14 protein-coding genes and 2 pseudogenes are annotated in these 17,410 nt (G+C 70.1%); 8 read left to right on the top strand and 8 right to left on the bottom strand.

Annotation, left to right across the window (positions count from 1 at the left end):
* Positions 1-7: 7 nt before the first annotated feature.
* The 4 genes from ACIQTP_RS07170 to ACIQTP_RS07155 form a co-directional block, all read right to left on the bottom strand.
* Positions 8-2,689 (bottom strand): hypothetical protein, encoded by a 2,682-nt coding sequence (locus ACIQTP_RS07170; RefSeq protein ID WP_403397103.1) that lies wholly within the window; start codon positions 2,687-2,689, stop codon positions 8-10.
* Entirely contained in the window at positions 2,686-3,483 is a 798-nt protein-coding gene (locus tag ACIQTP_RS07165; RefSeq protein ID WP_403397100.1) for a carbohydrate ABC transporter permease, read from the bottom strand. Before ACIQTP_RS07165 ends, ACIQTP_RS07170 begins: the two co-directional genes overlap by 4 nt.
* Positions 3,484-3,590: 107 nt before the next feature.
* Positions 3,591-4,496, bottom strand: coding sequence for a carbohydrate ABC transporter permease (locus ACIQTP_RS07160; protein WP_403397097.1), 906 nt, complete (start codon positions 4,494-4,496; stop codon positions 3,591-3,593).
* Positions 4,497-4,559: 63 nt separating this feature from the next.
* On the bottom strand, positions 4,560-5,831 hold the full coding sequence (locus ACIQTP_RS07155) for an ABC transporter substrate-binding protein (protein WP_403397095.1): 1,272 nt from the start codon (positions 5,829-5,831) through the stop codon (positions 4,560-4,562).
* A gap of 167 nt (positions 5,832-5,998) precedes the next feature.
* Between ACIQTP_RS07155 and ACIQTP_RS07150 the strand changes: the two genes are divergently transcribed.
* Both ACIQTP_RS07150 and ACIQTP_RS07145 read left to right on the top strand, forming a co-directional pair.
* On the top strand, positions 5,999-7,021 hold the full coding sequence (locus tag ACIQTP_RS07150) for a LacI family DNA-binding transcriptional regulator (RefSeq protein ID WP_403397093.1): 1,023 nt from the start codon (positions 5,999-6,001) through the stop codon (positions 7,019-7,021).
* A 416-nt stretch (positions 7,022-7,437) separates the two neighbouring features.
* Entirely contained in the window at positions 7,438-7,800 is a 363-nt protein-coding gene (locus tag ACIQTP_RS07145; RefSeq protein ID WP_403397091.1) for a hypothetical protein, read from the top strand.
* 27 nt (positions 7,801-7,827) lie between these two features.
* Here the strand turns inward: ACIQTP_RS07145 and ACIQTP_RS07140 are convergent, their stop codons facing one another.
* The 3 genes and pseudogenes from ACIQTP_RS07140 to ACIQTP_RS07130 form a co-directional block, all read right to left on the bottom strand.
* Positions 7,828-8,844, bottom strand: a complete 1,017-nt coding sequence (locus tag ACIQTP_RS07140; RefSeq protein WP_403397089.1) for an RNA polymerase sigma factor — start codon at positions 8,842-8,844, stop codon at positions 7,828-7,830.
* 5 nt (positions 8,845-8,849) lie between these two features.
* A pseudogene (locus ACIQTP_RS07135) lies at positions 8,850-9,551 on the bottom strand (excinuclease ABC subunit A); the annotation flags it as partial.
* Positions 9,552-9,877: 326 nt separating this feature from the next.
* Positions 9,878-10,681: a CDP-alcohol phosphatidyltransferase family protein gene (locus ACIQTP_RS07130; RefSeq protein WP_403397086.1), complete on the bottom strand. Its 804-nt coding sequence runs from the start codon at positions 10,679-10,681 to the stop codon at positions 9,878-9,880.
* Between the two features lie 106 nt (positions 10,682-10,787).
* Between ACIQTP_RS07130 and ACIQTP_RS07125 the strand changes: the two genes are divergently transcribed.
* The 5 genes and pseudogenes from ACIQTP_RS07125 to ACIQTP_RS07105 form a co-directional block, all read left to right on the top strand.
* A complete protein-coding gene (locus ACIQTP_RS07125; RefSeq protein WP_403397084.1) occupies positions 10,788-11,768 on the top strand; it encodes a dehydrogenase in 981 nt (326 codons plus the stop codon).
* A 137-nt stretch (positions 11,769-11,905) separates the two neighbouring features.
* A complete protein-coding gene (locus ACIQTP_RS07120; protein WP_060900963.1) occupies positions 11,906-12,304 on the top strand; it encodes a 6-carboxytetrahydropterin synthase in 399 nt (132 codons plus the stop codon).
* Positions 12,301-13,566, top strand: a complete 1,266-nt coding sequence (locus ACIQTP_RS07115; RefSeq protein WP_403397082.1) for a glycosyltransferase family 4 protein — start codon at positions 12,301-12,303, stop codon at positions 13,564-13,566. The genes ACIQTP_RS07120 and ACIQTP_RS07115 overlap by 4 nt, the downstream gene beginning before the upstream one ends.
* 2 nt (positions 13,567-13,568) lie before the next feature.
* The gene (locus ACIQTP_RS07110; protein ID WP_403397299.1) at positions 13,569-14,507 is read left to right on the top strand and encodes a class I SAM-dependent methyltransferase; all 939 of its coding nucleotides are present in this window, start codon (positions 13,569-13,571) and stop codon (positions 14,505-14,507) included.
* Positions 14,504-15,700: pseudogene (locus ACIQTP_RS07105) on the top strand (lysylphosphatidylglycerol synthase transmembrane domain-containing protein); the annotation flags it as partial. The gene ACIQTP_RS07110 and the pseudogene ACIQTP_RS07105, both read left to right, overlap by 4 nt.
* 167 nt (positions 15,701-15,867) lie before the next feature.
* On the opposite strand, the gene ACIQTP_RS07100 reads toward ACIQTP_RS07105, so the two are convergent.
* On the bottom strand, positions 15,868-16,671 hold the full coding sequence (locus tag ACIQTP_RS07100; RefSeq protein ID WP_403397079.1) for a creatininase family protein: 804 nt from the start codon (positions 16,669-16,671) through the stop codon (positions 15,868-15,870).
* Between the two features lie 49 nt (positions 16,672-16,720).
* Between ACIQTP_RS07100 and ribA the strand changes: the two genes are divergently transcribed.
* Positions 16,721-17,410 (top strand): GTP cyclohydrolase II, encoded by a 690-nt coding sequence (gene ribA, locus ACIQTP_RS07095; protein ID WP_402047487.1) that lies wholly within the window; start codon positions 16,721-16,723, stop codon positions 17,408-17,410.

The raw sequence follows: 17,410 nt of genomic DNA, 5'->3' as shown, positions 1-17,410 counted from the left end.
GACGATGTCAGCCTTTCTGTGGGAGCGGCTCGGCCGCTCGGGCGACCGGGCCCAGATGCCTGAGCGACCCGACGCCCTCGACGGACAAGGTGGTGGGCAGTCCGGCCCTTCCGCCGGTCGCAAACGTCGGGTTGATGTCGAACAGGGCCGAGAGCACCGCCTCGGCTCCGGCCGCGCCCGCGATGCAGTCGCGCGTGGCCACACCGCGCTCGGCCACGCGGGCCCGGTCCCGTCCGTCCGGACCGGTGACGATCTCCATGGCCTGGCCCCACAGCCCGCCCGAGGCGGCGGACGAGAGGTCGCGCAGGAGAGCGATCGCCCGGTCGCGACGGCCGAGGCGCGCCAAGCCGTGGGCGGTGACGCCGGGCCAGGCGGCGAAGGCGCCGGCCGCGCCGTGGTCGGGACGGTCGGAGCGGGCGGCGACCGGATCGTCGGGACTGAGCGCCCGCATCCAACCGCCCACCAGCAGACGACCGGTGACGAAGTCGGCCATCTCCCGCCGTATCCGGTCCGGGAGTTCGCGGTGGAGGGCCCCCGCGACCAGACCGAAGTCCAGGCAGTGCCCGATCGTGTCGGTCCCGTCCGGGCGGCGCACCTGCCAGCGGCCCGAACCGGCGTACAAGTCCAGGAGCGCCTCGGCCAGTTGACCGGCCTCGGCCTCGGTCCGGTCGGCGTCCTCGTAGCGGCCGAGCCGCCGGTACAGTCCGGCCAGCGAGCGCGTCGAACCGACATAGGCGCCGTTGAAGGAGGCGACGACACCGGTGTAGGTGGGCACGCACTCCAGCAGGTGCCACGGATCGTCACCGAAGTCGGCGAGCACGCCTCCGGTGGCCGGGTTCCGCCTCTCGCGCCACCCCAGCCCGAGCCGCTCCAGGTGTGCGAGAACGGTTGTTCCGCCGGCCGTCTCGTCGAGGAAGGCGAGGTCGCCGGCGATGCAGACGTAGTGCTCGATCAGCCGGAACAGGGCGTAGTCGTTGGCGCTGTAGGCATTGCCCAGGGGCCCGCCGCCGAGGTTCTCGACACCGAAGGAGTCACGGTAGGGCCCGGCCAGGACCCGCAGCAGCCAGGACCGCAGTCCGGCCGGCTCCAGCAGGGCGTACAGGCGGCTCCACTCGCAGTGGTCCCAGAAATAGGTGGTGGTGGGCCCGAGCCGAGGGCCGCCGGTGAGGAACACCGGCTCACCGGGCCGGATGCGGGTGTTGCGCATGTACAGCGCCTGCAAGGCACCCATGTAGTAGGTGCGCGCGAGTCCGGCGTCCTCGGTGGTGTAGCTCGGCAGGTGTCCGGAGAAGTCGGGATTGCCCGGCGTGAACATGCTGGCCCACAGCCGCCGCCAGCCGTCCTCCCCGGCACGCATCGTCGCTTCGAAGTCCTCCGCGGCGGTGTGGGCCTGTGTCGCGACGGCGTGGGCGTCGGTTCCGTAGGCGCAGGCGATCCCGATGGCCACGCTTTCTCCTGGCTCGATCCGGCAGGTCCACGTGGCCCGGCCGTCGGCGCCCTCGGCCCGCAGTTCGCCGGGCGGCCCGGCGAAGGCGTAGACGGCGTGCGCCGGCGATCGGGAGTCCGCGAAGGCGAGCGTGCCGTTCTCGATGCGGGACATCCAGCGGCGCGACTCGGTCCAGTGCCGGGTACGGACGATCTCCGAGTCCGCGATACGCAGGACGACGTGGTCGGATTCGACGTCCACGCGGACGTGATGCCAGTCGCCGACGGCGAGTTCGGTGTCGGTGGACTCCCGCTCGCCCGTGATGCCGAGCCACAGTCGGCCGTCGTCGACGCCGATCCGCAGCGAGTCGGGGTGGTTGCCGTGTGTGAGCACCGTCCCGGACTGACGTGCCGCGTCGAGTCGTAGCTCGAAGCCGATCGTCAGGCCGGGGGAGAGCGCGAAGGGGTCCAGAGTCGTCTCGCCGTCGGGTGTCAACGCGATCGGCTCGCCGGCCCGCAGGATGACACCCTCGTCGGCCCCCGCCACCCGAAGCCCGCGCACGGCCCCGGTCACGCCGGCCCGCGGCTCCGGCTCCTTGTCGTGGCTGACGTGGGCGGGGAGCGCGTCGTCCAGGAGCATCGGACCGAGGTCCTCATCGCGTTGGATCCCTGGAATACGGGGCTTGCCCAGCCTGAGGCGCCGTGGTGCGGGGGAGAGCAGATAGTGCTGCTCGCCTCCGCCGGTGGTGGCCCGGATGCGCTCCAGCGCCATGAAGTCGTGGTGCGCACCGTGGTTCCACGGGCCGTCGTACAGCCAGCCGTAGCCGACCTCGGAGTGGGCGACCATCGCGAAGAGGTCCTGGGCCAGCTCGACCGTTGTGGCCTCGCTCCTCTCGTTGGTGACCGTGATCCGCCACAGGAGCAGATCCCGGGACAGCGCCATCCGGGTGTCGGTGGTCAGCAGCAGTCCGTCTTGGTGGCGCTCGCGCAGCACACCCCACGGCTTCCACAGGAAGCGTTGTGCGGCCGGGATCATGCCGTCCACGTGCAGTTCGCCGGTGTGGTAGCCGAAGGTGAACGGCGGGGCGGCAAGCCAGGACAGGGAGGTCAGGTCGAGGTTGACGTGCGCCTGCCCCTGCTGGTTGCGCAAGGAGGGCAGATGCGCGATTTCGTCGAGGCCTACCCAGTGTCCGGCGACATCCTCCAGGTCCGGGACGCCGGTCCTGCCGATGTCCACGGTCTGAGCGGCGGCTTTCGTGGTCACTTGGTGGCTCCCGAGGTCAGTCCGGCGATGAACTGTTTTTGCAGCACGAGGTAGCCGGCGACGGGAACGACCGCCGCCAGGAGCATCACCCCGAACAACTGGGCGTAGTCGGTGGAGAACTGACCGACCGACAGATAGAGCCCGGTGGTGATCGTCTGGCCGTGCAGCGGACCGAGGATGAACTGCGGATTCATGAAGTCGTTCCAGATCCACAGCGACAGGAAGATCGCGACGGTCGCGGTGGCCGGGCGCAGCAGCGGCATGACGATCGTCCGCCAGATCCGCAGGCTCCCGGCGCCGTCCACGGTCGCGGCCTCGATGATCTCTCCCGGGATCGACCGCAGGAAGCCGGAGTAGACGAACACCGCGAACGACAGATAACCGCCGCCCACGTTGGACAGGACCAGCCCCGCATAGGTGTGGTCCAGGTGCAGGAAGGCCAGGATGCGGATGGTGGGCAGCAGCACCACCGCGGGCGGGATCATCAGGCCGGCGGCGAAGCCCGCCAGGACGATCCCGCGCAGCCGGGCCGAGCGGCGGGACAGCCAGAAGCTGAGGGCCGCGCCCAGCGGGATGATCAGCAGGACCGAGGCGACGACGGTGACCGCGGAGTTGGTCAGCCCGATCTGGACGATCCGGTCGGGCCGGACGAGAGCGTCCGTCAGGTTGTGTGTGGTCGGCGGAGCGGGGGGAGCCGCCGGATCGCGGATGATCTGGGCCTGCGACTTGAAGGCGTTGACGATCGTGAGATAGACCGGGCTGACGAAGGCCAGCGTGAGCAGTCCGGCTGCCACGAGGTGCCCCCGCGTGGCCCAGGCACGGCGGTTCCCGCGCGGCGCGGGTACGACCCGGTCTGTCGCCGTACGCCTCCGGGCCATGGGCCGTTGCGATGTCGAGGTGCTCACAGGTCGACCTCCCGGCGGCGCAGCAGGGCGGTCACGGACAGCGCGATGACGATGGAGACGACGAGAAGGAGCATCGCGACGGCCGAGGCGTAGCCGTAGCGGTCGTCCGTGAAGGCGAGCTGGATGATGTAAAGGGCGGTGGACTGCGTGGAGTTGGCCGGGCCGCCGGAGGTCAGGACCGCGATGATGTCGTAGAGCTTCAGCATCGTGATCAGCGAGATGGTGACGCTGATGGTGGTACCCGGGGCCAGCATCGGGAACGTGATCCGCCGCAACCGCTGCCATCGGCCGGCTCCGTCCACCCTCGCGGCCTGGTACAGCTCCACGGGGATCGACTGCAGCGCGGCCAGGTGCACGACGGTGGTGAACCCCGTCAGCACCCAGGCCGCGACGAGCCCGACGGACAGGACGGCCAGGTGCGGACTGCCCAGCCAGGTGATCGGCCGGTCGATGACGCCCAGCGAGAGCAGGACGTTGTCGAGGATGCCGTCCCGGGCCAGGATGTAGCGCCAGACATAGCCGACGATGACACCGGACAGCACCTGCGGCAGGAATGCGACGGTACGCATCATCCGGAAGCTCAGCGATGTCCTGTCGAGCAGCATCGCGAAGGCGATGCCGGCGGCGTTGGCGACGATCGTCACCGAGCCGGCCAGCAGGAGGGTGAAGCCGAGACTTCCGGCCAGGGCGCTGTCGTGCGCCATCTCCGTGTAGTTGGAGAGGCCGACGAAGTCGGCGCGCGCCAGCAGCGGGTTCTCGTTGGTGAGGCTCTTCCAGGCGCTCATGAGCACGGGAACGACGATGAACAGGGCGTACAGGCCCAGCGCGACGAGCGCGATCGCGCTCAGGGCCGGGTCGCCACGGCGTGGGCGGGCTCGGGTGGTCATGGCTCGGGTGGTCATGGCTGTTCCCTCGGAGGAGATCTGCGGCGCCGGAGCCGGTCCGGCCGGGGCCGATGAGGTGGCTTACTTGGTCGCCGAGTCCCAGGCGGTGTCCAGCCCGGCCAGCTGCCCGTCGACGTCGCCGGACGAGAACAGCGCCTGACTGGCCGAGTAGAAGGCGTTGTTGAGCCCTGAGGGCATGGAGTCGTCGTTGGTCGCCCAGCCGAACGCCGAGACCTTCGTGTTCTGTTGGGTGACGTAGGAGTAGGAGTCCTTGAAGACCTTGGTGACGTTGACGCCGTAGTCGGTCAAGGTCTTGCCCTTGAGCATCGGGAACGCGCCGTCACCCTCGATCAGCGCCTTGTAGTTGGCCGGGTCCAGCGACCAGGCCTCGGCGAACGCGGTTGCCTTGGCGGGGTCTTTCGTCTTGGCGCTGATGGCCATGGAGCCGCCCACCGAGAACGGCACCACGAGCGATCCGTCCTCGGTCGGGGTGAGGAAGGCACCGAAGTCGTCGGCGTGGTCCTTGGGCACCGAACCGAGGAACCAGCTGCCCATCATGTACATCGCGGCCTTGCCGGACGTGAAGTTGGTGATCGAGTCGGCGTACTTGACGCCCAGGGCGCCGTCCTCGAAGTACCCGCTCTTCACCATCGTCCGGTACTTGCCCACCGCCGCCTTGACGTTGGCATCGGCGAACTTGACCTTGCCGGCGTAGCGTTCCTTCAGCCAGTTCGGGTCCTTGCCCAGCACGTCGGCGGAGAGGATGCCGGCCAGTGGCATCGACGCCGAGAAGGGATCGCCGCCGCCCAGTTCGACGGGAGTGATACCGGCGGCCTTGAGCTTGGCGCAGACGGCCATGAACTGCGACCACGTCTTCGGGGGCGCGGTGATGTGGGCCTTCGCGAACAGCTTCTTGCTGTAGAAGACCTCGGGGATGATCTGCGAGTTGGTGGGCGGGATGTAGACCTTGCCCTTGTAGGCGCCCCCCAGGGGCAGCAGGAAGTTGGCGTTCACCCACTTCTGGTCGTACGGCTTGAGCAGTCCGGCCGTCGCGAACGTCGACGGGGTGATCGACTGGAGCAGATCCGGGAACTGTCCCGAGGCCTGCAACTGCTTGGCGTACGCGTCCCGGTCGGTGCTCGGCGCGACGATCTTCTTCACCGTGACGCCCGGGACCTTCTTCTCGGCGCCCGAGATCGAGGTGTTCCAGAACGTCGCGGTCAGGCTGGGGGTCTCGAAGGTGAGGTAGGTCAGGGTGCTGCCCCCCTTCCCGCTTCCGGTCGACGCGGCGGAGCATCCGGTGAGGGCGAGCGCCGCGGCGAGGCAGACAACGGTCGGACGTTTGCGCCTCATGGAAGTCTCCTGGAGGGACGATGCGGCCCGATGGATGGGGCGGACCGGACGGGATCGACGCCGCGGCATCCTTCGAGATAACGTTATCGCGAGGATAGAAGCGCGTTGCGGGAATGTGTCAAGGGCCGGTCTGATATCGGTCCGATGTTTCGAGGAGGAGCTGCCGGATGACGCGAGCACGGCGTGACAGCGGGGGACGGCCCAAGCGCCCGACGATGGTCGATGTCGCGCGCGAGGCCGGGGTGGCCCTGCGCACCGTCTCTCGGGTGGTCAACAACGACCCCACGGTGGGCCCGGAGTACGTCACCAAGGTCGAGGCCGCGATCGCCGCGCTGCACTACCGCCCGGACGACCGTGCCCGCCAACTGCGCACCGGTGTCACCGGAACGATCGGCGCCGCCGTCCGCCGGATCGCCGAGGTCAACCCCGAACTGGCCGCCATCGAACGTACGGCCCGGGCCGCGGGCCTGACCCTCTTCGCCGCCTCCACGGACTTCGACGAGGCCAGGGAGCGCGACATCCTGATCTCCATGTGCCGGCAACGCCTCGACGGCATCATCGTCGAACCGTTCGGCGAGAACCACGCCTATCTCCAGCCCGAACTGGACGCGGGCGTGCCGCTGGTGGCCATGGACCGCCCGATGAGCGGGATCTCCGTGGACTGCGTCATGTCCGACAACGCCTCCGGCATCGGCATGGCCTTCCACCACCTCCACCTGCACGGCCATCGCCGCATCGCCTACGTCGGCGACAGCGAACGCGTCTACTCCGGCCGGGAGCGCGCCGCGGCCTTCCGCGCGGCCCTGCGCGCCCACGGCGAGGCGGTCGAGGGCCTGGTGCACCCCGGCGAGATCACCCCCGAACACGTGGCCGCGGCGCTCGACACGGCCCTGCACGGCCCGGATCCGGCAACCGCCCTGGTCACCGGCAACATGGACACCACACTGACCGTCCTACGACACCTCGGCCCGCAGGCGGCCTCCCGCCTGGCCCTCGTCGGCTTCGACGAAGTCCCCCTGGCCGACCTCCTGCAACCCGCCCTCACCGTCATCGCCCAGCAGACCTCCGAGATCGGCCAGACAGCCGTCGAACTCCTCCGCGCCCGCATCGCCGACCCCACCCGCCCGGTACAGACCGTGATCGTGCCGGTCACCTTGAAGGTCCGCGGCTCTGGCGAGGTAGGCGCCTGACGTCCAGGGTCACGGCGCCGTCCGGGCCTCTCGGCGCACGCGGACGGGCGCCGGAACTGTATGCGATAACGTTATTCGAAATGAGCCAGTAAGCGGCCGCGACGGGTCGGCGGACGACTGCTGGGCGGCCTGCGGTGGGAGTCATCGTGTCCACGCCGTGAGGGCTCGTCGGCCGTCGGCGGTGACCAGGACGGGGCGGCCCGAGGGCATGATCCAGCTCTTCCAGGTCAACGTGAACGACTCCCCGGCACCGGCGGAGGGTGACCGCGGCCTGCTGCATCGGCATTACCGACGTCACCGGGTCGAGGGACTGCACCCCCGCCTGGCAGGCCGGACATGCCGGATAAATGCGATCATCACACCGAGGTGACATGGCGACTCCGAGCCGTCACCACACCTGGCAGGAGGACCAATCGATGAACCTCACTCTGAAGCGCCCACTCGGCGTTGCCGCGGCGCTGGTCATGGGCGCGGCGGCCCTGCTCGGCACCGCCGGCACCGCCGACGCCGCCGGTCGCGCGCACTGCGACCGCGCCGAACAGGACATGTGGAGCAGCGGGCCGAGTCGCAACCTGACGGGCCACCACTGCAGCGTCCCGAACAACAAGAGGCGCTGGTACACCATCGAGATCGACACCCTCGTACGGACCCACTACAAGAGGGACACTCTGGATGCAGCGGTCGACCGGACCGAGACCCTGCACAACAGAACCATCAGCTGCATGGGCTATACCTCCGGCAACGGCAAGCTGAACTGGTTCGGATGCCCACCCGCCTGACGCGCCCGCCGAAGGGCCGGTCAGCTGTCAGCTGACGTCGAGGTAGTCCCGTAGGGCCTGGGAACGGGAGGGGTGGCGCAGCTTGGACATCGTCTTGGACTCGATCTGACGGATGCGCTCGCGTGTCACCCCGTACACCTGCCCTATCTCCTCCAGCGTCCTGGCCTGTCCGTCGATGAGGCCGTAGCGCAGGGAGATGATCCCGGCCTCGCGTGCGGTCATGTTCGCGAGGACGGCCTGGATGGCGTCCTTGAGGAGGAGGAAGGTGACCATGTCCGCGGGGGAGATGGTCTCGCTGTCCTCCAGGATGTCACCGAGTTCCGTGCCGCCGTCCTCGCCGAGCGGGGTGTGGAGTGAGACCGGCTGCTTGCTGTAGCCCTCTATCTCGGTGATCTTCTCGACGGGGACGTCCAGCTTGTCCGCGAGTTGTTCCTGTGTGGGTTCGGCCCCGGTGTCCTGGAGTATCTCCCGGCGGACCTTGGCCATGCGGTTGATGACCTCGACCATGTGGACGGGAATGCGGATCGTCCGGCTCTGGTCGGCCAGGGCGCGTGAAATCGCCTGCCGGATCCACCAGGTCGCATAGGTCGAGAACTTGAACCCCTTGGTGTAGTCGAATTTCTCCACCGCGCGGATCAGCCCTGTGTTTCCCTCCTGGATCAGATCCAGGAACAGCATTCCGCGCCTGCTGTACCGCTTGGCGATGGAGACGACCAGGCGCAGGTTCGCCTCGACGAGATGGGACTTCGCCACGTGTCCGTCCGCGGCGAGAATCTCCAGTTCCCGTCGGAAATCCGGGCCGAGGACCGGCTCCTCCACCAGCCTCCGCTCGGCGAACAGGCCCGCCTCGATCCGCTTCGCGAGCTCCACCTCCTTCTCGGCGTCGAGGAGGGAGACCCGGGAGATCTGCTTGAGGTAGTCGCGCACCTGATCGATCGTGGCGCCGCCGGAGGTGAGCCGGGGGCTGGGCGCGTCGTCGTCCTCTTCCGGGTACGTGGCGGGAATGGGCGACTCCAGTTCCCATGCCTGAGTGTCCGTCTCCATGGCGCTCAACTCCTCTCCAGAAGCGGTCGGAGGAACTGCCCGGTGTAGGACCGAGGCTGGGCCGCCACCTGTTCGGGTGTGCCCTCGGCGATCACTTTGCCGCCGCGGTGGCCGCCTTCGGGACCCATGGCGACGATCCGGTCGGCGGTCTTGATCACGTCGAGGCCGTGCTCGATGACGACGGCCGAGTCGCCGTGGTCGACGAGTCGGTGGAGCACGTCCAGCAGTTGGCGGACGTCGACGCGCAGGCCGGTGGTCGGCTCGTCGAGGACGTAAAGGGTTCTACCTTTGGTGCGTTTCTGCGGTTCGGTGGCGAGCTTGACGCGTTGTGCCTCGCCGCCGGAGAGCGTCGTGGCGGGCTGGCCGAGTTTCACATGGCCCAGACCCACGTCATGGAGCGTCCTGAGGTGCCGGGAGATGATCGCGTGTTCCGCGAAGAAATCCAGGCCGTCCTCGATGGTCATGCCCAGTACGTCGGCGATGGACCTGCTCTTGAAGTGTACGTCCAGGGTCTCCCGGTTGTAGTGCGCTCCGTGACACACCTCACACGGCACGTAGATGTCAGGGAGGAAGGTCGTCCCGACCTGGATGGTGCCGTCGCCGGGTTCGACGGGGCTGCGGCCGGACGCGGACTGGTCGGCCTGGACCACCTTGTCGATCTCCTCGACGCCGGTGATCGCGCGTTGGCGGCCGGGCACCTTGTGGGCGAGGTGCGACGTTTGGCCGGCGCCGTAGAGGGGACGTGGTTGTCGGTATCCGCCTTCGGCCGGACCGCTCCCAGCCCGCCAGCTCCAAATGCCCTACAAATTGCCGGAGTTGATTGACCGTCAGTGCCGACAGGTCGGTGATGGCACGTCCGTCCACGGTGACGGCGAGCACGCCCTCGAACCGGGTGAGGTGGGAACATTCGCGACCGAACCGGTTCCGACAGGCGATGTGGACCCGCTACCGGAACCCGCGCAGCACCATCTTCTACGCGGCGCCGGGCAGTGGGCGCCAGGGGACGGCGGCGCTGAACCCGGCCGCCGCGGCCTCAGGCTTCGACGAGCTCGCGGACGCCGTCCCGCACCTGCTGCTCCTGCTCCCGCACCTGCTGCTCCTGCGCCTGCATCCGCTCCCCGACCGGGTGGCGGTGGCGGTACAGCCAGGTGATGTCGCGGCCGAACGACCAGATGAGCGAGGCGAGCGCGAGGAGCACCGCGGCGGCGTTGCCCTCCAGGGGCATGATCCCGGCGCCCGCGACGAGCAGCACGATCCCCTGAAGGGCCGCCACGGTCTTGCGCGCCATGCTGTGCGGCAGCGCCGCGTTCAGCCAGGGCAGCACCCGGGCCGCCGCCACGAACGCGTACCGCATGGTGCCGATCAGCAGCACCCACGGGCCGAGCGACATCGAGACGTACACGCTCAGCACCAGGATCAGGAACGCGTCCACCTCCATGTCGAAGCGGGCGCCCAGCGCGGTCGAGGTGCCGGTGCGACGGGCGACCTTGCCGTCCACCCCGTCGAGGATCAGGGCGACCGCGGTGAGACCGACGAGCAGGCTGACCGGGGGCGAGCTCTCGAAGGAGTCCGCGACCAGGGCGGTGACCCCGCCGACCAGGATGGCGCGGCCGAGTGTCACCCGATTGGCGGGTCCGAAGGAACGGGGCCGTGAGCGACGCAGGGCACGGGTCAGAACCGCCCAGGTGGCGAGCGCGAAGGCCAGACCGGTCAGCCAGCCCGCGGGCCCCATCCCGATCGCCGTGCCCAGCAGAGCCAGCACCAGGAGCTGCAGACCCGCTCCCACCGTGGTCTCCTGCGCCAAGAGCCTCGCGTCGTACGTGTTGTTCAGGGCCACCGCACATCCTCCGGCCGTATGACAGAGTCGATCAACGCCGCGTACAGTGCGCGGCTTGTCACTGCTCCGTACGTGAAGATCTGCTGAATCGTTCAGGGGGACGCTCATGGAACTCACAGCTCGTGCCTTCTGGCTCAGCTCGCCCGGCCACGCCGAGATACGCGAGGTCGCCCTGCCGGCCCCCGCCGAGGGGGAGGTGCTGGTGCGCACGCTCTACTCGGGGGTGAGCCGGGGCACCGAGACCCTCGTCTTCCGCGGCGGCGTTCCGGAAAGTCAGCATGCTTCGATGCGTGCACCGTTCCAGGACGGGGATTTCCCCGCACCGGTGAAGTACGGCTATTTGAGCGTCGGCCAGGTGGAAGAAGGCCCGGCGGGTCTGCGCGGCCGGACCGTCTTCTGCCTGTATCCGCACCAGACGCGGTACGTCGTGCCGCTGAGCGCCGTGACCGTCGTACCGGACTCCGTCCCCGCCCCGCGCGCCGTGCTCGCCGGGACCCTGGAGACCGCGGTGAACGCCTTGTGGGACGCGGCCCCGCTGGTCGGCGACCGGATCGCCGTGGTGGGCGGCGGCATGGTCGGCTGCTCCGTCGCCGCGCTCCTCGCCCGCTTCCCGGGCGTACGTGTCCAGCTCGTCGACGCCGATCCCGCGCGCGCCGACATCGCCCGCGCCCTGGGCGTGGACTTCGCGCTCCCCGCGGACGCCGCCGGCGAGTGCGACCTCGTCGTCCACGCCAGCGCCACCGAGGCCGGGCTCACCCGGTCGCTGGAGCTCCTCGCCCAGGAGGGCACCGTCCTGGAGATGAGCTGGTACGGCGACCGGCGGGTCAGCCTGCCGCTGGGCGAGGCCTTCCATTCGCGGCGCCTGGTCGTGCGCAGCAGCCAGGTGGGTTCCGTTTCCCCGGCGCGGCGCGCCAGCCGGACGTACGCCGATCGGCTGGCGCTCGCCCTGGAACTGCTCGCCGAGCCCGCCTTCGACGCGCTCGTCACCGGTGAGTGCGGCTTCGACGAACTGCCCGACGTGATGCCGAAATTGGCCTCCGGATCGATACCCGGCCTGTGCCATCGCGTCGTCTACGAAGACGTTTGAGCACTGAACAGCCTGCCTGACCTCCAAAGACGGCAAAGAAAGGGGAACAGGCAGCTGAACAAGGAGAACGGGGCAGCCGTACTACACGGCATGGTCCCGGCAGGGGATCAGACGTGCCGCACCTGGAGGGTCGTCCGTTGTTCAGCATCACCGTCCGCGATCACCTGATGATCGCCCACAGCTTCCGTGGCGAGGTCTTCGGGCCCGCGCAACGCCTGCACGGGGCGACGTTCCTGGTGGACGCCACGTTTCGCCGGGCCGAGCTGGACGACGACAACATCGTCGTCGACATCGGTCTGGCCACGCAGGAACTCGGCGCCGTCGTGAGCGCGCTGAACTACCGCAACCTCGACAACGAACCGGACTTCAAGAACACCAACACCTCGACGGAGTTCCTGGCCAAGGTCATCGCCGACCGCCTCGCCGAGCGCGTGCACGCGGGGGCCCTCGGTGAGGGTGCCCAAGGCCTCGCGGGCATCACGGTCACCCTGCACGAGTCGCACATCGCCTGGGCGAGTTACGAGCGTGCGCTGTGACCGACACGACCATGGACGAGGCGTCTTCGAAGACCGGTCAGGTGTCCTCGAAGACCGGCGAGACGACTGCGAAGACCGGCCCGGCGGCCGCGAACGGCGACCAGGCATCCCTGAACTACGTGCCCGTGCAGCACACGGCTCTCAAGAACGCCGAGATCATCCCCATGTCCCTGCGCTCCGTGCACTTCGTGATGCCGGGCGGTGTCGACGACGCGTCCGCGCCCAGCGGCGGCAACGCCTACGACCGGCGGCTCTGCCTCGACCTGCCCGGCTTCGGCTGGCAGGTCCACAGGCACGCCGTCGCGGGCAGCTGGCCCCGGCCGTCGGCTTCCGCCCGTGCGGAGCTGGCCCGCACGCTCAGTGAGTTCCCGGACGACGCGGTCGTCCTCCTCGACGGGCTCGTCGCCTGCGGCGTCCCCGAAATCATCGTCCCCGAGGCCGAACGGCTGCGTCTCGCCGTCCTGGTGCACCTGCCGCTCGGCGACGAGACCGGGCTCGCGCCCGCCGTGGCCGCCGAGCTGGACGCGAAGGAACGGACGACGCTGCGGGCCGTGTCCGCCGTCGTCGCCACCAGCGACTGGGCCGTCCGCCGGCTGGTCGCCCACCACGGGCTCGCCCCGGAACGGGTCCATGTCGCCGCCCCGGGCGCCGACATCGCGCCCCTCGCCTCCGGCACCGACGGCGTCTCCCGGCTGCTGTGCGTCGCCGCGGTCACCCCGCGCAAGGGCCAGCACCGGCTGATCGAGGCCCTCGCCACCGTCACCGACCTGCCCTGGAGCTGCGTCTGCGTCGGCGGACTCACCCAGGACCCGGCGTACGTAGCCCAGCTGCGCGCCCTGATCGAGAAGTACGGGCTCGGCGACCGGCTGCACCTCGCCGGACCGCAGGCGGGCGCGGAACTCGACGCGAGCTACGCGGCGGCCGACCTCATGGTCCTCACCTCCTACGCCGAGACGTACGGCATGGCCGTCACCGAGGCGCTCGCGCGCGGGATCCCGGTGCTGGCGACCGACGTGGGCGGTCTCCCCGAGGCGGTCGGGCGCGCGCCCGACGGCGGCGTCCCCGGCATCCTCGTACCCCCGGAGAACCCGGCGGCGCTCGCCGCGGAACTGCGCGGCTGGTTCGGCGAGGCCGATGTGCGTCGCCGGCTGAAGGCCGCCGCGCGCAGTCGCCGGGCCGCGCTGGACGGCTGGGCGACCACCGCCCGCAGCCTGGCCGGTGTGCTCGGACGTATTCCGCAGCAGCCTCGGAGGGCGGCATGAGTATGACTGCGACTCCGTCGGGAGTTCCGGAACAGGGCGTGTCGGAGGTGGACGTGCAGGGTGGTGTGTCCGGGGTTCCGGGGCAGCGTGCGAGCGCGCCCGACGACGACGTGCCCCGCTACGCCCCCCAGTGGCTCCAGCTGCGGGAGCCGGCGGACGCCGCCGCACGGGCGCCCGAACTGCTCGACCCACTGCGCATCCGGCTGGCGAACCGGCCGGGCCGCGCCGGCGACCTGGTGATCCACGACCTCGGCTGCGGCACCGGCTCCATGGGCCGCTGGCTCGCCCCCCGGCTCGACGGCGCCCAGCACTGGATCCTGCACGACCGGGACCCTTATCTGCTGCACTTCGCGACCGTGGGCGCACCGCACGCGGCCGCCGACGGCAGCCGGGTCACGGTCACCACCCAGCGCGGTGACATCGGCCGGCTGACCGCGGACGCGCTGACCGGGGCGTCACTGGTGACGGCGTCCGCCCTGCTCGACGTGCTGACCCGCGAGGAGATCGACCGGCTCGCGGCAGCCTGCGCGGGCGCCGGGGTGCCGGCCCTGCTCACGCTCTCCGTCGTGGGGCGCGTCGAGTTCACACCGGCCGATCCGCTGGACGCCGAGTTCATCGAGGCGTTCAACGCCCACCAGCGGCGCGGGGAACTGCTCGGCCCCGACGCGATCACGGCGGCCTGCGAGGCCTTCGACCGGCATGGCGCGACGGTACGGGTGCATCCGAGCGCCTGGCGGCTCGGCGCCGACGAGGCCGACCTCACGGCGGAGTGGCTGCGCGGCTGGGTCGGCGCGGCCGTCGAGGAGCGGCCCGAGCTGGCGGCCCGTGCAGAGTCGTATCTGCAGTCCCGCCTCGCCGCCTGCGCCGCGGGTGAGCTGCGCGTACGGGTCCACCACAGCGACGTACTGGCGCTGCCGCGGCCGACGGGCGGTGCGGCGTGAGCGCCGGGGCGGGGACGGCGCAGGCGGTCGGCGCGGACGCGGGCACGTCCGGCCCGCGCGGTACGGCGACCGCTGTCCGGGTCCACGCCGACGCGGATCTGGTCCCGGTGCACGGCGACGTAAGTCCGGCGGATACGGCACCGACCGGTGGCGAGGCGGGTGAGCCGCGCGCTGAGGATGCGGCGAACGTGGTCCCGGCCCGCGGCGTGACGGAGCTCCTCCGTCCCCGCCCCGCCGTGGAGGCCGACCGCGGCAGGCTCGCCGTCGTACCGCCGCCCGGCGAGGGCGGGCGGAACACGGCCGCCGCGCCGCACGTCGACCCCGAGACGTCCCCGGCCGGGCAGGAAGCCGAAGCGACCCCCGCCCGACGCAAGGGGGGCTCGCTGCGCACGCACATCGGTTCCGTCGCCGGTGTCCTCATCCTCGGTGTGCTGCTCTGGCGGCTCGGTACCGGTGTCTTCCTGGACGGGCTGCGGCGGGTCGACGGCCCGACCCTGCTGGCCGGGCTGGGACTCGGTCTGCTGACAACCGTGTTCAGCGCCTGGCGCTGGTGCCTGGTGGCACGGGGGCTGCGGATCCGGCTGCCGCTGGGCGGCGCCGTCGCGGACTACTACCGCGCGCTGTTCCTGAACGCGGCGCTGCCCGGCGGTGTCCTCGGCGATGTGCACCGCGCCGTACGACACGGCCAGAGCACCGGCGACGTCGGCCGCGGCGTACGCGCCGTGGTCCTCGAACGGACCGCGGGCCAGGCGGTCCTGGTGGCCGTCGGAGCGGTGGTCCTGCTCACCTTCCCGTCACCGGTCCTCACGGACGCACGCCATCTCGCCCTGATCCTGGCGATCGTGTCGGTGTGCGGGGTCGTCGTGACGGCGGGCGCGGTCCGCAGGGGCAGAACCTCGTCCGGTTCGTCCCGGCGCTACGGAGCCGTCCGCGCCGCGCTCACCGAGGCGCGCGGCGCGCTGCTAGCCCGCGGCAACTGGCCGGGCGTGCTCATCTCGTCGGTCGTGGTGCTGGCGGGACATCTGGCGATGTTCCTGCTCGCGGCCCGCGTCGCCGGATCCCACGCCTCCGCCACCGTACTGCTGCCGCTCGCCCTGCTGGCCCTGCTCGCCATGGGCCTGCCGCTGAACATCGGCGGCTGGGGCCCCAGGGAAGGCGTCATGGCCTGGGCCTTCGGCGCCGCCGGGCTGGGCGCCGGCATGGGCCTGAGCGTCGCGGTGATCTACGGAGTGCTCAGCTTCGCCGCCGCCCTGCCCGGCGTCGCGGTCCTGGTCGTCCGGTGGTTCGCGGCGCTGCGGCGCCCCCGGCAGGAGAACGCAGGAGGGCACGATCAATGCCGACCGTCAGAGACCGCCGAAGTTCACACTCCGGAAGTCCCCTTGGCCGGGGTCGCGTCGGAGGCAGTGGGCAGCGTCTTCGCCGTCACCAAGGAGAAGTACGCCCCGAAGGCCTCGGTCAGCCCCGCCAGGAGCTCCTTCCCCTTCTCGGCGGACGCCTTCGAGGGACGGCCGATGACGCCGGACTCGGTATAGCCGGCCATTCCGAGGGTGAGCAGATGACGCCGGTCGTCCGCGACGAAATCGGAGGTCTCGTAACCGGGCCGGACCAATTCAGGATGCGTGTGCAGAAGAATGGAGGTCTCGATTTCACCGGCGTGCATATCGGTGAGCAACGAGGTCTCCACGCCTGCCCGTTCCAGCGCCGCCTCCCAGTCCTCCATGGCCGGGAAAAGCGCCATACGCGTAGCGGTTCCGACGGATTCCTGAACCACGTTGCCCAGCACGTAGTTTCCGCCGTGACCGTTGACCAGCACCAGGGTGTCGACGCCGGAGTGGCGCAGCGATGCGGCTATGTCCCGTACCACCGCGTGCAGCGTGACGGCGGAAATGCTGACGGTACCCGGCCAGGCCGCGTGCTCGTGCGAGCAGGAGATCGTGACCGGAGGAAGGAGATGGACCGGATGAGCGGCGGCGATCCGTTCCGCGATGGCGCACGCGACCAGGGTGTCCGTCGCCAACGGAAGGTAGGCACCGTGCTGTTCGAAACTCCCGACGGGAAGCACGGCGACCTCACGGGCGACACCGGCCCCCCGCTCGCGTACATCCTCCGTGGTGTCCGCCGGCAACAGACCGGATACCGCCGAGCGCGTTTCCGAACCACTCATGTTTCACGGCCTTTCGACTCTGCTTTCGACTCTGCTTAGGAACCAGATCATGACAGATAACTTTGGAGTACTCGCCGGGACCGCACGCCTCACAGGTGTCGAACGAGTCGTGAATGCCCCTTTGCCCACCGTGTACGGCGACTTCCAGGCGGTCGGCTTCCTGGATCACGATCGCGGAGAGGAGCAAGTGGCCCTGGTTTACGGCGAGGTCGGCGACCTCGGCAAGAGCGGTGAAGACGCCACGAAGGACGGCATCCTCACCCGGCTCCATTCGGAGTGCCTCACCGGGGACGCCTTCGGCTCCACCCACTGCGAGTGCGGCGACCAGCTCGCCGCCGCGCTGCGCGCCATCGTCGCGGAGGGCCGTGGCGTCCTCGTCTACCTCCGCGGCCACGAGGGCCGCGGCATCGGCCTGCTCGCCAAGCTGCAGGCCATGAAGCTCCAGTCGGAGGGCCTCGACACCGTCGAGGCGAACGTCGCCCTCGGCCTCCCGGTCGACGCCCGTGACTACCGGGTCGCGGCGGACATCCTGCACGACCTCGGCGTCCGCTCCGTACGCCTCCTCTCGAACAACCCGCGCAAGCGGGAGTCGCTCCAGCGCAACGGCATCAAGGTCGCCGAGCAGGTCCCGCTGCTCATACCGCCGTGCCCGCAGAACATCACCTATCTGCGCACCAAGCGGGAGCGTCTCGACCACTTCCTGCCGCACCTGGACGTGGTGGTCTCGCACTCCTCCTGA

The sequence above is a fragment of the Streptomyces sp. NPDC090798 genome (genome assembly GCF_044768965.1).
In the GTDB taxonomy this organism is placed as follows: Bacteria; Actinomycetota; Actinomycetes; order Streptomycetales; family Streptomycetaceae; genus Streptomyces.
The sequence above is the reverse complement of the archived record's forward strand: the minus strand, read 5'-3'. Positions and strand labels throughout refer to the sequence as shown.